The organism is Deltaproteobacteria bacterium RBG_16_64_85 (genome assembly GCA_001798885.1).
In the GTDB taxonomy this organism is placed as follows: domain Bacteria; phylum Desulfobacterota; class Deferrimicrobia; order Deferrimicrobiales; family Deferrimicrobiaceae; genus FEB-35.
The window spans coordinates 1-14,279 of record MGQW01000009.1; the positions used below are offsets into that span (position 1 = coordinate 1).

Here is a 14,279-nt window from a genome sequence, read left to right on the forward strand (position 1 = left end):
CGACATCCCGGGCGTCGGACTCCAATTCCACTTTGACCGGAGTGGAGAAATACACTTCCTCGCCCCAGGTATTCGCCCGGGAGATGAACGGCAAGGCATTCCAGATTGCCTCGGCCGTGGGCGTCTCGAGGAGTTCGGCCTCGAGCACCACGGAACCGATGGTCATCTTGATTTGTCGCATAAATACCGCCTTTGGTCCCTTCACACCCCCGGCGCGGCCCGGCAGAAGGCGGCCAGGAGCCGCCACGTGTGATCGAAGTCGGAGAGAAGGCAGGTGCCAAACCCGATCTCGTCCATGTGCGCGTCGAGCATCAGCTTGAAGTTGGAAGATCCCCGCCGCACGGCGATGAGATTCCCGAGCGTATCCACCCGCATCTCGTCGACGAAGGGCTTGACGATTTCGGCGATCGCCTCCCGGACGGGCCCCTCGAACCCCGTGACGCCCGGGAGGTTGCACAGCCGTTCCAGCAGGTCATGGGAGTCGGTCATCAGACACCTTCCTGAAATATCCGCGATGGGGAAACTACGGATAGATGGTCCTGTTTCCCCGAGGGGAATGATAGATCGGGATCGTCCATGCAGCCGTTCACGGGCAGAATGGCGCCCTCCTGGCGACCTACCGCGAACAGGAGGTGGAAGTCGCCCTCGGCCCCATGGGGATTCTCGACGACCCCCACGTCGGCGTCCTGACGCGACGAATCGAGACCGACCAGGCCGTGAGCCATGCCGGTTACCCGGATTTGAGAGAAACCATATCGATGGAGAAGCGGTACTTCACATCGGATTTGAGCAGTCTCTCGTAAGCTTCGTTGACCTTCTGGATGGGGATGATTTCGACATCGGCGGTGATGTTATGTGCGCCGCAAAAGTCGAGCATCTCCTGGGTCTCGGGGATACCGCCGATGATCGAGCCGGAGAGGCTGCGGCGTCCGAACAGAAGGCCGAAGGCGGCTACGGCGAGAGGCTTCGGCGGCGCGCCGACGAGGGTCATGTTGCCGTCTCGGCGGAGGAGTTGGAGGTAGGCGTTGATGTCGTGATCGGCGGAGACGGTGTCGAGGATGAAGTCGAAGCTGCCGGCGTGCTTCCGCATCTCGTCGGCATTGCGGGAGAGGACGACTTCATCGACGCCGAGGCGGAGCGCGTCTTCCTTCTTGTCGGGTGATGTCGTGAAGACGACAACGTGGGCTCCGAGCGCATGCGCAAACTTCACGCCCATGTGGCCCAGTCCGCCGAGACCGACCACGCCGACTTTCTTGCCCTTGGTTATGCCCCATCGGCGCATGGGCGAGTATGTCGTGATTCCGGCGCAGAGGAGAGGCGCGGTTCCGGCGATATCGAGGTTGGAAGGGACGCGCAGGACGAAGCGCTCGTCGACGACCACGCTCTCGGAGTAGCCACCGTAGGTCACGCCTCCGAGGTGCTTGTCCGGGGAGTTGAAGGTGAGGGTCATGTTCGGGCAGAACTGCTCGAGGCCGGCCCGGCACTCGGGGCAGGTGCCGTCGGAGTCGACCATGCAGCCGACCGCGGCGAGGTCGCCGGGCTTGAACTTGGCGACTGCGGAGCCGGCCTTGGTGACACGGCCGACGATCTCATGGCCGGGGACAATCGGGTAGACAGTGGGCATGAGGCTGCTCCACTCGTTGCGCACCTGGTGGAGGTCGGAGTGGCAGATGCCGCAGAAGAGGATTTCGATCTGTACGTCTTGTTCGGTCGGATCGCGCCGCGCGACCGTGGCGGGGGCAAGCGGCGATGTCGCACCGGCAGCGGAGTAAGCCTTCGCTTTGTACATGGATTTATCCTCCTGTATGCATAATACGCCAGTACTCCGTGATGATCATATTCTGCTCCTGACGAATTTGCGTCAAACGGCTGCCGGCGAGGGGGCTTAGGTTCCAGGATTCGTCTCTGTCGCCTTCCCTGGCTCCGCTTGGCTGGTATCAGACGGGGTGATGACCCCCCACGTCGGGCAGATCGCGGTACTCCTCGTACCCGCGCAGGACCGGGCGTTCCGCCAAGGCCAAGACGATACGCTCGCGGATCGTGATGTCGGTCTTGACGGTCTTCCCGCGCGCCCGGGAAAGAGGACCTTCGTAAGCGAGATAGAATGTATGGCTGTTCTCGTGGGAATGTCGATCCAGGTGGACCTTGAAAGCGAGCCGATCCCGAAGCGGACTGCGGGACAACCCGACCAGGAACCACGAGAGGCAGTAGTCGCGCTCGAGGACGGTTTCCGGGATGCGCCGGCCTCCCCGCTCGGCGAGGCGATTGGAAAGAAGCGAGAGGTCCCGCTGCGGAATCATGGGTCAGGTCCTCACGACGGCCCGGAGTTCTTCGGGGTCCCCGTTCAGCTGGAGACGCCACCGGCGAAGACGTTTCCCCTCGGCCGGCAAGACCGGGTCCAGCCGGACGTAGGTCGCCGTCAGTCCATTGCGCAGCCGGTCCAGATCCGGCGGTCCGGCCATCTCGTAGGTCTCCAGCAGGAAACCAAGCCGACGCACGACGGCGCCGACGCCGATCCGCCTGGCGTACTGAACGAGTCGGTCGACGTTCATGTCCCGGCGTCGCATCCACAGGCCCTTGGCGACCTCGGTCAATCCGCCGCAATGCTCGGTCTGCTTGAGCCCGTCGATGACCGTCCGCTCCAGGTCGCTCACGCGCACCTTCTCCTGCTTGGTTACCCAGTGTTCGGTGAGACCGAAGAGAGCCTCTCGCCGGCAAAGGATAAATCGGAACTCCACGCCCAACGATGTCAGGGCGCGCCGGGGCTTCGGCGTGGTCACCATAATGACGAGCTGAGGCTGGGTCGTCATGCCGTGGATCTCCATGGCGGTGGCGTGGGAGAGGTAGTAATCCTCGCCGTTCATGATCTCCCGGGCGACGACGAGAGGATTGCCCGTGTACTTCCGCTCCCTCCCCAACTCGAAGGGGACCAGGACGTAGAGACCGGGCTTTAGCCGGGCCGCCACTCCCCGATCCACGAGCTTGCGGACGAAGCTCCTCGCGGAGACCTCGGAGAGGCCCGTGATGTCCCGGACATCCTCGAGGCGAAAGACGGCACGGCTCCGTTCGTGGAGCATCGTGACCAGGTTGGCCGCCTGGGGTCCCAAAGTCTTGAGAGGTGCACTGTTCGTTCGCATTGCGTGCCTTCTGAGGGCACATTCTACGTCTACGATAGACCTGCGTCAAGCAAAAAGTTGCTCCATAGTACCAATTCGTGCTCCTCCAGGGCACGTTTTACATTCATAATATAACATCCGTGGCCGGGATGGCTCTTCACATACGTGATCACCAGGCGAGGCGGCAGCCTGTAGGCGCACCCCATGGGGCCGGGACCCATGCGGTCCCGTCCGACCCGTGACGGAAACCAGCCTGTCCACGTCCACACGGTAGACGGGGACGTCCAATCGCCGCGCCTCCGTGATGGAGAATGCCGGAGACCACCGATCGGCAAGCGACCAGCGAGCGGGCGTTGCGGCCGATCGCACCTATGAATCCAGAGGTGGTCCGCCTCACGATCCGTTCTCGCGGAGGTGATCGAGGAAGGACGGAAGATCGCAGGAGATCCGGCGTCCGGAGCCGCTCGGTCGACGAGTCTGCGAGACCAGGAAGCGCCGCGACGCCTTGATCAAGTCGGCCGTCTTGTCCAATCGGGCCATGTCTTCGGGCCCAGGTGAAGATGTCAGCTTGATCTCGACGGTCCATCGTTCCTTCCCGAAGTCCAGCACGAGATCGAGTTCGTATCGATCGCTGGTCCTGAAGTAGCAGGCATCATAGGTCCGCCCTTCGGCCGAAAGGACCCCGAGCGCCTGTTCGATGACGTAGCCCTCCCAGCTCGCGCCCACCCACGGTTGAACGAGCAAGGTTTTCTCGTCCGATACGTTCATCAAGGCATGAAGCAGGCCGCTATCCCGCCAGTAAACCTTATGGGTCTTGACCAATCGTTTCCCGAGACTCGCCTGGTACGGCGGCAACCTCCGGATCAGGAAGGCTCCCACGAGATAATCGAGGTAGCTGTTGACCGTCTGGTAGGACAGGCCGAGACTTTGACCCACCTGCGAGGCGTTCCAAGCCTGGCCGTTCAGCACGGCCAGCATGCGCAGCAAGCGATCCGTCGTCTGCGGCTTGGCCGGAAGGCCCCAGGTCGGCAGGTCACGCTGAGACAAGAGCGACAGGTAATCCCGCTGCCATCGCGGAAAACGCGTGGCTTCGAGTACACCGCCGTCCGGATAGCCGCCGCAAAGCCATCGTCGACCCCGTGACCCCTTCGCTTTCAGCTCGGTCAAAAGAAACGGCGTCAGCTCCACCAGCGACAACCGACCTGCCAGCGACTCCGACACCTGCGCCATGAGGGAGGGTGAGACGGAGCCCAGGAGCAGAAAGCGGCCCGTGCGCTTGCGGTCCCGGTCGACGGCTCCGCGCAGGCGGGTGAAGATTTCAGGCCAGGATTGGGCCTCGTCCAGGATGACCAGGTTCTTCCGGGCGATGAGCCCCTCCCACTCGAGGTCGAGACGCAGGCGTTCGGGCGGCTGTTCCAGGTCGAAATAGTCCCCGTCGATCATCCGGGCCAGGGTGGTTTTGCCGCACTGGCGTGGCCCGACGAGCGACACGGCCGGATAGGCCTCCAAGCGCTTCAGAACAAGCTGTTGTGCCGCCCGCCGGATCATTCCTTGTATTATAGAAACTAACTTCTATTTTGCAAGACCCATTTTCAGCACCCATTTTCAGCACGCGGGAACGAGAGCACCGCGTGAGAACCGGCGATCGGCTCCCCTTCCTCGCCCCAGAAATGCTTGTCGGGATCCCAGACTTCACGCTTCTCGAGCCTCAACGGAACAAGGCCGAGCGCGGACACGTCCAGCCGCACCGACTCGATCTCCCCCGAGAGATACGGGTCCCTTCACACCCCCGGCGCGGCCTTGCAGAAGGCGGCCAGGAGACGCCACGTGCGGTCGAAGTCGGAGAGAAGGCAGGTGCTGAAGGGGGAATGGATGTATCGGCACGATGAAGTTGCCGTCGGCCACCGTGATCGCCGGCCCCTTTCCTTGAGTGGACGGGCAGCGCTGCGCCGGCACGCCGGGCACGTCGGCGGCGACCGTCCCCTCTACCGCTACGCCCATGTCGGGCTCGACCTGGAAGGTGGCCGTGCGGGCCCCGCTTGATCCCCGCTCCTCCCTCACCGTGAACGCGGCGACGACCGTCGCCTACGCCTTCGCGCTTCCTAAGGCCGCAAGCGCTATGCCCGAATGGAATTGGCGGACAAACATCTGTCTACTTCTTCCCTGTAGGATCCGGCCTCGCGGATAACTGGCGCACACGTTCCAACATGGCGTTGATCCATTCATATGCATCACGGCATAGAAACGCCCGTTCTTCCAGATCGGACACCTCCTCGAAGTCTGCCACGGACACCGGACCGATGTGATCCACGGATGCGAAGGCGTTTGCGATCTTACCCAGACCCTCACGGACCAAGCCGCGTCGCGCATGCGGACGGACCTCCTCCGCCAGGGCGTCCAGTCCCCCCGGATAGTTCCGCACGCAATAGTAGATATCCCACGGATCCTTTTCCTTGAGACGATCGGCAAGCGCCATTCCTTTCATCACGAGGAAGGGCATGATGGAGGCGACGCGCACGACCACGGCATCTTTCCCCACCCGGAAGTATCTCCTCGATCCTTATTTCCCTCGGAGCCGTGAACGCCAGATCGCATCCTCTCGCCTTGCGCGCCTGGACCTCCGGCATCCTCTGGTGCCGGCGACCGCGGCCGGTTCCTCCGTACTCTCCAGCAAGGAAATGGACCTCCACGAAGATCGAATCGTTCCCTGCCGGTATGTCTCGAAGAAAAATAGAGGGCTGCGATCCCTGCCGGTAACCTCTCCCCAGAAGAAGGTCCCGTATCGTTCGGTATCCCCCCTCCCGCAACCGCCTGTGGTCCAGGGCAAGATCGATATCCATGCTCCCGGTGTGCGGTGCTCCCGGACTCGCCAGGAGAAGTTCCGGCACCCATCCGCCCACGACGACGAAATCGTTGCGGTACTCGCCGAGCAGGTGGACCAGCTCGATCAATACCCGCCTGGCCGCCGCCACCGCCTCGGCCGTATAGTCCCTCCGCGTCACCATTGCGGGCGGATCACCTCGTCGAACAGTTTCTCGGCGGCCTCCTCCCCCCGCCCCCGGAACCCCTTCAGGTCGAGATAGACCTGCACGGGAGATGCCAGGCGGATCCCTTCCTCCATTTCGGCGCCGTAGAAAACTCCCTCGTCATACGGTTCGAGCAGAGTCACGTTCGCCCCGCTCGTGACCTCATTCAGGCCCAGAGCGGCCAGGATCTCGTCCAATGGCTTCTCCACGTAGGCCATCGCGCGGGGAGACCGCACCATCGGTGCATAGCGCGCCGCTGCAGAAAATCCCGTCAGGGCATACGGCACCTTCCTCTTGAAGCAAACCGCCGCCAGATCCGCTTCCAGGTCGGCAGCCGGTTTGAGCGAGTAGCAATCCCGAACCCTGTTCTTCCGGAAAGAGTAGTTCTCGGACCATTCCATGAGCAGCTTCACCGGCTCCACGAGCTCCAGCCCGTCTTCCGTTTTCCGGACCCACTCCCGGTCCTCCAGGAGCTTTTTCACGTTGGACGCCAGTCCCAGGCTGACCCCGGCTTCCTTTGCCAGCTCCTTGACCTTCCATGCCTCGCCGGGATTTGCAAGGAGGACCCGAATGACCCGCGAAGATTTGGACGAGTAAAGCGAACGAAGGTCACGCTTTTTCGCGAACAGGTTGGGCCGGCCTTCCCGCTCGACAAACGAATTGTCGAAGACCAGCCGGCAATTCCCGGACAGATCCAGGTAGTTCGTGCCATCCTGCCCGCAAAGCTCCGCGGATGCCGGAGAGATATACGGCGCGATGAAGACCGGAACGACATCGGGTCGGCCCACCCGGATCCGCAAGAGCTGGTTTACCGCTTCTCGCGCAGCGCGTGGCTGGCCCACCGTTCTGACCTCGGCGACGAAATACCGGGTGCCCGCCGGTGTGTTGACCGTCGTCACCAGATCCGCCTGGTAACCGCCGATGCCGCTATCTTTCTCGATGTTTTGGATCTTCGCGAAGGGAATCCCCTCGAGCGCGGATCGCAACGCCTCTTCCGCCATTCCCTCAAGATCCTTCATGGAAATTTTCATTTTATTCTCCCATTTCAACACTTGCTGAATAATTAACTTATATTGAAAATACAAGAATCTAATTCATTTTTCAACTTACTTTCAGCATTTGTCGAAATATAGAATTATAGTGAAACAAACAGGAAGAGAAAAACCCCCACCCCAGGCCCAAATGATTTCATACTCCGATGGGCAGATCGGCAGTTGGTCCCTAACCGGCCTTCTCAACCTTGATGGATGCGCCTGGTGTAACCGATCCGAGCTGCTTCACATCGCCCTTGGCCTTGCCCCAGATATTGGTCCGGGCTGCGAGGCGGATTTCCTCGCCGCGGGATGCGGGCGTGCGACCGAAACCGATCGCGATGGAATCGCCTTCCACCCAGAAAGCAAGCTCGCCGGGCAAAACGACATCCCGGGCGTCGGACTCCAATTCCACTTTGACCGGAGTGGAGAAATACACTTCCTCGCCCCAGGTATTCGCCCTGGAAGTGAACGGCAGGGCGTTCCAGATCGCCTCGGCCGTGGGCGTCTCGAGGAGTTCGGCCTCGAGCACCACGGGACCGATGGTCATCTTGATTTGTCGCATAAATACCGCCTTTTGGTTCCTTCACACCCCCGGCGCGGTCCTGCAGAAGGCGGCCAGGAGCCGCCACGTGTGGTCGAAGTCGGAAAGAAGGCAGGTGCCAAACCCGATCTCGTCCATGTGCGCGTCGAGCATCAGCTTGAAGCCGCCGGATCCACGCCGCACGGCGATCAGAGGGTCCGTGCGAGCCGGTTCCGTGAAAATTCTCCCGGGATCGCCGTCCCGCATTCCGGGCATCTGTTTCCCCTTATCTTGCATGTCTTGATCTCGAAGATATGCCTTTCGATCAACAACTCCCCGCACGCGTGGCAACAGGTATTCTCCCCCGGGTGTCCGGGCACGTTGCCAAGATACACATACCAGAGACCCTCATCCTTTCCCATGACCCTCGCTTTTTCCAGGAGGGAGATCGGCGTGGGCGGAAGATTTCTCAGTTCGTGATTGGGATGGAACCTCGTAACGTGCCACGGCGTGCCGGGACCCAGGGTGTTCCTGATCCAGGATGCGATGGCTCGAAGTTCCGCCTTGTCATCGTTTACCCCCGGAGTGATGTTGGTGACGACCTCCACGTGCATCCCGCACTCCTTCGCCTTCCTCGCCGTCTCGAGGATGCCCCGGAACTTCCCGATGTGGCCCATCCGTTCATACGTGTTCTCGGAGAACCCTTTGATATCGACCCGGTACACGTCGAGGAACGGGGCGATCATGCCGAGCGCTTCTTCCGTCATGAAGCCGTTCGTGACGTAATTCGTCCGGAGTCCGCCGGACTTGGCGAGACGGGCGCTGTCGAAGGTATATTCGAACCAGACCGTCGGCTCATTGAAGGTCCACGAGATGCCGAGGCATCCCGCGCTCCTGGCCTTGGAAACCGCCTCCTCCGGAGCCACATACTCCGTCCCCGGAGGCCCTTCCGACCAGTGGGCGATCTCCCAGTTCTGGCAGCCTGGGCAACGGAAATTGCACCCCACGCTGCCCAGGGAAAGCCACCGCGACCCGGGATGGAAGTGGAAAACGGGCTTCTTCTCGATGGGGTTGATGGAGACGGAGGATACCTCTCCGTAGATCTCGCTGTAGAGCCTTCCCCCTTCGTTCACTCTGGTGCGGCACCAGCCCCATCCGGACTCCGGGATGACGCACCTCCTCCGGCAGGTACCGCACTCGACCGTTCCGCCGGCGAGCCTGGTGTAGAGATAGGACTCCTTCCTCACGCGGTCCATCCTATCAGATCGGGAAACCCGATATCGCCTGGCATACGGCGGCGCTATAGGGGAGATGGGATGTACGACCCGATCGAAATGGCCGGGGCCGCCCGGGAAGCCGTCTGCCGGGGCGCACGGCGGCAAGGACGGAACGCCGATCCCCGTCGACAGGAAGGGGTACGACCGCACCATCGACGTCATGAAAAAGGCGATCGGGAGCACAAAAGTGGGGAATCCGGCCGGCCTGGAGGCGATCCGGCGCCTCGCCCGGTTCTACGATATCCGATCCGCGCGCCTCGCGACAACGGTCAGCGCTTCCTCCGGCGGAGGACCGCATCCGGCAGGGCGCTCCGGATCTCCTCGCGCACGCGCCTGGCGACCGCCACCGCACGCCGCGCCTCGGCCATGGGGACCTCCCCCCAACCGGGATACCGGGCTCCGGTGGCATATTCGGTGAGCCTTCCCTGTTCCTCGTGGGTGAGGTTGGGACGGTGCCGTGCCGGCACCAGGGCGACAAGCCTCTCCAGGTCGTGGGTTTTCGGAAAATCGATCCCCTTGAAAACGAGGAAGGCCTTCAGATATTTCTCGACGCATTGCTGGGCGTGGAAGCATACCGTGTCGGTAGGACAATCCGCTCCCAGCTTCAGGGTGTGAACGGCTGTCCTGAGATCGTTGTCGGCCTTGATCGTCCACTCGCCGACAACCGAAAGGACACGCTCACGGTCGGGCATAAACGACCTTCCCTTCGGTCGCCGCGGGCCTCTCGATCGTGCCGGGAACTTCCTTTCTCCAGGCGAACTCTTCCGGGGTAGTGACGATGACGTCTTTCGGGATGCCGAACTCCCGAAGAACCAGGCGGATTTCAAGCTGCTTCTCGCGCTTCGACCCGGAGACGGGCATCACGACCAGCAGGTCAACGTCGCTGTCCTTGCCGGCGGTTCCCTTCGCGTGGGAACCGAACAGGATGATCCGTTCGGGATCGAAGCGTTCGACGATCCGCCGGACCATCCGACGGATCGTCTTTTGAGCCTCCCTCTCAGTCACAACGGCGCCTCGCTCCGAGCCTCCATGCCGCTATCTTACCCGGCCCCGGCGTTGAAACCAAGCACACGTGAAGACCCCGACCGGGTTCACGCTCCGAACCGGTCCTCTTTCCCCTCATTCCTCGCCCTGCTCAGGAACCTTCAATGAGGTCAGTGTCTCACTCATGTTGACACGGAGGGGAGCCAAGCAATCCCCTTTTTCCTGGCCGCTCCTCCCATAGTTTGCAGTCGCCTCACGGCAGCGCACCAGCGTGGATCACTTCACCGGTACGAGTGTAGTGCATGATATCCGCCCACCGCTTGGCGCCTCCATCGCCCAGCGCAAGGTATGGGTAATCGGGACTCACGGACCCGAGCCCGCAGAACTTGGAGTATTGGAGATGTAATGGCGAACCGTGGTTTCGATAGTACAGGTTTGCCGGGGGGAACGCCACTTCGTAAAATCGGTGGCGCGGAAAACAGGCGTGCGCGCGGGCCTTTCCCCTCTCCTGCTCCGGCCGGTAAAATGATCGCTGGACCCCGGACATGCGGATTCGGGTGGCCAAAAACATCGGGAGATGGCCATGGGCAGAACCGGCGTCGCCACGCTGCCGCTCCACTACGGAAAGGCCCCCCGGTGGCTTTTTGCGCGGATGGCCGCCCTGTCGCGGGAAATCGTCCTCGCCATAGCGAGGGAGTTCGGCCCGAGGGAGTTCCTTGCCCGGATCTCCGACCCGTACTGGTTCCAGGCGCTGGGGTGCGTCCTGGGATTCGACTGGCATTCCAGCGGCGTGACCACGACGGTCACAGGGGCGCTCAAGGAGGGTCTGCGCGGGCTCGAGGGGGAGCTTGGCCTCTTCATGGCCGGGGGAAAGGGCGCCGCATCCCGGAAGACGCCGGCGCAGATCGAGGAATTCTCCGACCTGTCGGGAGTCGATCCGGCGCCTCTCGTCTACGCCAGCCGGATGTCCGCGAAAGTCGACAATGCCGCCGTGCAGGACGGGATCCAGCTCTATCACCACGTCTTCGCCTTCACGAAATCGGGACGGAGGGAACCCGGATGGATACCTGTCCATCTAATGGGCGAGAATCCGATGGCATGCATTTGATGAGGAGGTAAATATCATGTTGAATTTCAACTCCATTTTGCTCTTTTCGGAGAATCCCAAGAAACTCAAGGAGTTTTACAGGAAGATATTCCGGAAAAAACCCGACTGGTCGGAGGGTGGTTTCTACGGATTCATGGCCGGCAAGGGATTCATCACGATCGGCCCGCATGACAAAGTGCGAGGGAAGAGCAGGAACCCCGAAAGGATAATGTTCAATCTCGAGACGAAGGACGTGAAGAGGGAATTCGTAAGAATCAAAAAGATCGGGGCTGCGGTTATCGCGGAGCCTTATAACCCGATGGAGGTCTCGGAAATGATGATCGCGACCTTCGCCGATCCGGACAATAATTATTTCCAGCTCGTGACGCCCTGGGAGAATGAGTGACGGCTACCCCCTTCAAACCGAGAAACCGGTAGTCCCTAACCGACCTTCTCGACCTTGACGGATGCGCCTGGTGTAAACGATCCGAGCTGCTTCACATCGCCCTTGGCCTTGCCCCAGATATTGGTTCGGGCCGCGAGGCGGATTTCATCGCCGCGGGATACGGGCGTGCGCCCGAAACCGATCGCGATGGAATCACCTTCCACCCAGAAAGCAAGCTCGCCGGGCACAACGACATCCCGGGCGTCGGCCTCCAATTCCACTTTCACCGGAGTGGAGAAATAAACTTCCTCGCCCCAGGTATTCGCCCGGGAGATGAACGGCAGGGAGTTCCAGATCGCCTCGGCCGTGGGCGTCTCGAGGAGTTCGGCCTCGAGCACCACGGAACCGATGGTCATTTTGATCTGTCGCATGGAATCCCCCCTATTTCTTCGGAGTCGTGATGGATAGGATAGGATGGGCTGGGGCTGATCCCTTAATTTATAGTTTTTATTTCCAGTGTGGCCGCCAGGTGCAGTCGAAGTCGGAAAGGAGGCAGGTGCTGAAGAGGGAATGGTTGTAACGGGAAGATGACGTTGCCGTCGACCCAAGAAAAAGACTTATTTTATCGAAAGCAAACTTTCCACAGAGATGTCTTCATCCACGCTTTCCCAATGGATACCGACTCCCCCGCCAATGAGACGCCAATCTTTTCTTTGCTTCGCCGTAGCCTTTTGAAGACGCGGGAACCACGCAAGGGGAACGGAAACTTCGCGGCCGTCCGCCAAGACAACCCGGAGCATATCGGTCGTGAAGGACACGTTGACGACCAGCGGATCAATCTTTACGGCCAAAGTGCCCATGCCGTTTTTCCTCGAACAACGATTTGTTCTTTTCGATGATACGCTGGATTTCGACGATTTCACAGTTTCGAAAACTGTATGGAATCCCATCTTGTGGGGATCACTTGCACGGAGGATACCCACAGGGGACTAATCAGAAGTGCAGTTTATGCCCGGATTGAAGGCCAGGCAGTTACCGGCGGCACGAAAGGGTTTCAGGTCCCCTCGCACCCCCCGCGCGGCCATGCGGAAGGCGGCCGGAAGCCGCCACGTGTGGTCGAAGTCGGTCAAGCGGCAGGTGCTGAAAGGGGGGGGTTCTGATGTCTACGAAAGATCTATGTATGCTCTGGGCGTAATAATCTTCAGGGAGAAAGGAAGATCCCGAACGGAGAGAAGATCCCGATCGCCAGTTACGAGATAATCCGCTCCGGAAGCAAGGCAGCATTCGAGCAACATATCGTCCGCCGGATCTCTGCATACCTGGATCCGCTTCTTCGGATGGACCAACCTGGCGACCGCCACGACCGCGGCCATACCGGATATAAGGGCTGTGAACTGCTGGTCGGTGATTTTCCCCTCCGAGTGGAGGAGAGAGGGAACGTCGCGGTACTCTATCAATAGTTTCGGGGAAACACAGATTTCGGCTTCTTCGAACGCCTTCCGAACCGCCGCCCTTGGGGTGCCGCCGAAAGCGAAGGAGGACACCAGAACGCCGGTGTCGACGACGATCCTACTTTTTCGATCCGTGGATCTTTCTCCGAATGGTTTTCACCGCCTTCTCGACGTCCTTTTTCGTCAGCTTCGTCTTCTTGAACGCCTCGCCGGCAATCTTCAAGGCGGCTTCCAACCGTTCCTCAGGGGACAGGACGGAGAGGATGTAATCCTCCGGAGCGATCTTTTTCGCCGTCGTCTTCACTCGAGCACCTCAAACCGTTTCATATCCTCTACTCCCCGATTGTACAAGTTTTTCGGGGTGATTGCCACTCCCCATCCCCCCTGCAATTAAAGGAAGGTCCATTTGAACGAACTCATTCGTCTCACACCCCCGGGGCGGCCCGGCAGAAGGCGGCCAGGAGCCGCCAGGTGTGGTCGAAGTCGGAGAGGAGGCAGGTGCCAAACCCGATCTCGTCCATGTGCGCGTCGAGCATCAGCTTGAAGTTGGAAGATTCCCGCCGCACGGCGATCAGGTTGCCGAGCGTGTCCACCAGCACCTCGTTGACGAAGGGCTTGACGATTTCGGCGATCGCCTCCCGGACGGGCCCCTCGAACCCTGCGACGCCCGGGAGGTTGCACAGCCGTTCCAGCAGGTCATGGGAGTCGGTTATCGGCGTCGGCCCTGGAGGATCCATGATGGGCGAACATCGCTTAGTATGTCAGGCCGGAATAGCGATGTAAAACCCGCGGGCTTTCATACCTCGAAACGAATATCGGCGTCGTCCCTTTCCAGGCGCAGGATCGAGAATATACGGGCGGTTCCCTTCTCGAACAAAAACCACCCAATGCCAGCCCCCATTCCGTCGTCGATTTATCGGGACAATCGCATCGGTTTCAATCGAGCGCCATTGGCGGAATGGCCTTTTCTCGGTTTTTATTCCGAAATTTTGAAGGGCTCTCCTCAACTGATAATGTCGGGTGTGCGGTTTTTTATCTGTCGGCAGAAAAACACTTTGCTCGAAATATCTCTTCGCTTGCAGATACGCCTTACCAGTTACCATTGCCACGCAGGCGATTCCACAACCGGCATCATCCTCCTGTATGACACGTTTCATTTTGAAATCGATAGTCATTGGCGACACCTGAGAGTCGTTGCTTGGAATCGATCAAATCAGCCCGAATTGGGTTGGTTCGGCCAAGCCACGGTTGTACGTTCACTGTACAACCGCATCTTCCATCATTTCCCATTTCTTTCTGACCTCGGAAACCGTCGGCAGCACGTTGTGCTTCCCCCATCGATCAGGAAGGCTGTGGCGGTAATGTTTCTCCTCTTCCTGCAGGTAGGGAAAAAGCGAAG

At 60.4% G+C, this 14,279-nt stretch carries 19 protein-coding genes and 1 pseudogene; 2 read left to right on the forward strand and 18 right to left on the reverse strand.

The genetic code is table 11. The annotated features are described in order from the left end of the window. The 13 genes and pseudogenes from A2Z13_09315 to A2Z13_09375 all read right to left on the reverse strand — a co-directional run bounded on the left by A2Z13_09315 (window position 1) and on the right by A2Z13_09375 (window position 9,942). A pseudogene (locus tag A2Z13_09315) lies at window positions 1–181 on the reverse strand (hypothetical protein). A gap of 20 nt (window positions 182–201) precedes the next feature. Further along, entirely contained in the window at window positions 202–489 is a 288-nt protein-coding gene (locus tag A2Z13_09320) for a hypothetical protein (GenBank protein OGP81020.1), read from the reverse strand. Continuing rightward, a complete protein-coding gene (locus A2Z13_09325; GenBank protein ID OGP81021.1) occupies window positions 489–725 on the reverse strand; it encodes a hypothetical protein in 237 nt (78 codons plus the stop codon). Before A2Z13_09325 ends, A2Z13_09320 begins: the two co-directional genes overlap by 1 nt. 5 nt (window positions 726–730) lie before the next feature. Continuing rightward, complete coding sequence (locus A2Z13_09330) at window positions 731–1,789, reverse strand: hydroxyacid dehydrogenase (protein OGP81022.1); 1,059 nt, start codon at window positions 1,787–1,789, stop codon at window positions 731–733. Between the two features lie 148 nt (window positions 1,790–1,937). Next, window positions 1,938–2,300, reverse strand: a complete 363-nt coding sequence (locus A2Z13_09335; GenBank protein OGP81023.1) for a hypothetical protein — start codon at window positions 2,298–2,300, stop codon at window positions 1,938–1,940. A gap of 3 nt (window positions 2,301–2,303) precedes the next feature. Next, complete coding sequence (locus tag A2Z13_09340; GenBank protein ID OGP81024.1) at window positions 2,304–3,137, reverse strand: transcriptional regulator; 834 nt, start codon at window positions 3,135–3,137, stop codon at window positions 2,304–2,306. A 372-nt stretch (window positions 3,138–3,509) separates the two neighbouring features. Further along, window positions 3,510–4,673 (reverse strand): hypothetical protein, encoded by a 1,164-nt coding sequence (locus A2Z13_09345; GenBank protein OGP81025.1) that lies wholly within the window; start codon window positions 4,671–4,673, stop codon window positions 3,510–3,512. A 595-nt stretch (window positions 4,674–5,268) separates the two neighbouring features. Beyond that, on the reverse strand, window positions 5,269–5,655 hold the full coding sequence (locus A2Z13_09350) for a hypothetical protein (protein ID OGP81026.1): 387 nt from the start codon (window positions 5,653–5,655) through the stop codon (window positions 5,269–5,271). A gap of 459 nt (window positions 5,656–6,114) precedes the next feature. Beyond that, complete coding sequence (locus tag A2Z13_09355) at window positions 6,115–7,173, reverse strand: hypothetical protein (protein ID OGP81027.1); 1,059 nt, start codon at window positions 7,171–7,173, stop codon at window positions 6,115–6,117. Window positions 7,174–7,363: 190 nt separating this feature from the next. Continuing rightward, a complete protein-coding gene (locus A2Z13_09360) occupies window positions 7,364–7,738 on the reverse strand; it encodes a hypothetical protein (protein ID OGP81028.1) in 375 nt (124 codons plus the stop codon). A gap of 167 nt (window positions 7,739–7,905) precedes the next feature. Then, window positions 7,906–8,943 (reverse strand): AmmeMemoRadiSam system radical SAM enzyme, encoded by a 1,038-nt coding sequence (locus A2Z13_09365; protein OGP81038.1) that lies wholly within the window; start codon window positions 8,941–8,943, stop codon window positions 7,906–7,908. A gap of 299 nt (window positions 8,944–9,242) precedes the next feature. Then, complete coding sequence (locus A2Z13_09370) at window positions 9,243–9,665, reverse strand: hypothetical protein (GenBank protein OGP81029.1); 423 nt, start codon at window positions 9,663–9,665, stop codon at window positions 9,243–9,245. Continuing rightward, window positions 9,652–9,942, reverse strand: coding sequence for a hypothetical protein (locus A2Z13_09375; GenBank protein OGP81030.1), 291 nt, complete (start codon window positions 9,940–9,942; stop codon window positions 9,652–9,654). Before A2Z13_09375 ends, A2Z13_09370 begins: the two co-directional genes overlap by 14 nt. A gap of 598 nt (window positions 9,943–10,540) precedes the next feature. On the opposite strand from A2Z13_09375, the gene A2Z13_09380 reads away from it, so the two are divergent. Continuing rightward, window positions 10,541–11,065, forward strand: coding sequence for a hypothetical protein (locus tag A2Z13_09380; protein ID OGP81031.1), 525 nt, complete (start codon window positions 10,541–10,543; stop codon window positions 11,063–11,065). 16 nt (window positions 11,066–11,081) lie between these two features. Beyond that, the gene (locus A2Z13_09385; protein OGP81032.1) at window positions 11,082–11,450 is read left to right on the forward strand and encodes a hypothetical protein; all 369 of its coding nucleotides are present in this window, start codon (window positions 11,082–11,084) and stop codon (window positions 11,448–11,450) included. Window positions 11,451–11,485: 35 nt separating this feature from the next. Here the strand turns inward: A2Z13_09385 and A2Z13_09390 are convergent, their stop codons facing one another. The 5 genes from A2Z13_09390 to A2Z13_09410 form a co-directional block, all read right to left on the reverse strand. After that, window positions 11,486–11,860: a hypothetical protein gene (locus A2Z13_09390; protein ID OGP81033.1), complete on the reverse strand. Its 375-nt coding sequence runs from the start codon at window positions 11,858–11,860 to the stop codon at window positions 11,486–11,488. Window positions 11,861–12,046: 186 nt separating this feature from the next. Continuing rightward, window positions 12,047–12,289 (reverse strand): hypothetical protein, encoded by a 243-nt coding sequence (locus A2Z13_09395; GenBank protein OGP81034.1) that lies wholly within the window; start codon window positions 12,287–12,289, stop codon window positions 12,047–12,049. Window positions 12,290–12,592: 303 nt separating this feature from the next. Then, complete coding sequence (locus A2Z13_09400) at window positions 12,593–12,973, reverse strand: putative toxin-antitoxin system toxin component, PIN family (protein ID OGP81035.1); 381 nt, start codon at window positions 12,971–12,973, stop codon at window positions 12,593–12,595. Window positions 12,974–12,998: 25 nt separating this feature from the next. Continuing rightward, window positions 12,999–13,184: a hypothetical protein gene (locus A2Z13_09405; GenBank protein ID OGP81036.1), complete on the reverse strand. Its 186-nt coding sequence runs from the start codon at window positions 13,182–13,184 to the stop codon at window positions 12,999–13,001. Between the two features lie 121 nt (window positions 13,185–13,305). Next, the gene (locus A2Z13_09410; GenBank protein ID OGP81037.1) at window positions 13,306–13,617 is read right to left on the reverse strand and encodes a hypothetical protein; all 312 of its coding nucleotides are present in this window, start codon (window positions 13,615–13,617) and stop codon (window positions 13,306–13,308) included. Between the last annotated feature and the right edge of the window lie 662 nt (window positions 13,618–14,279).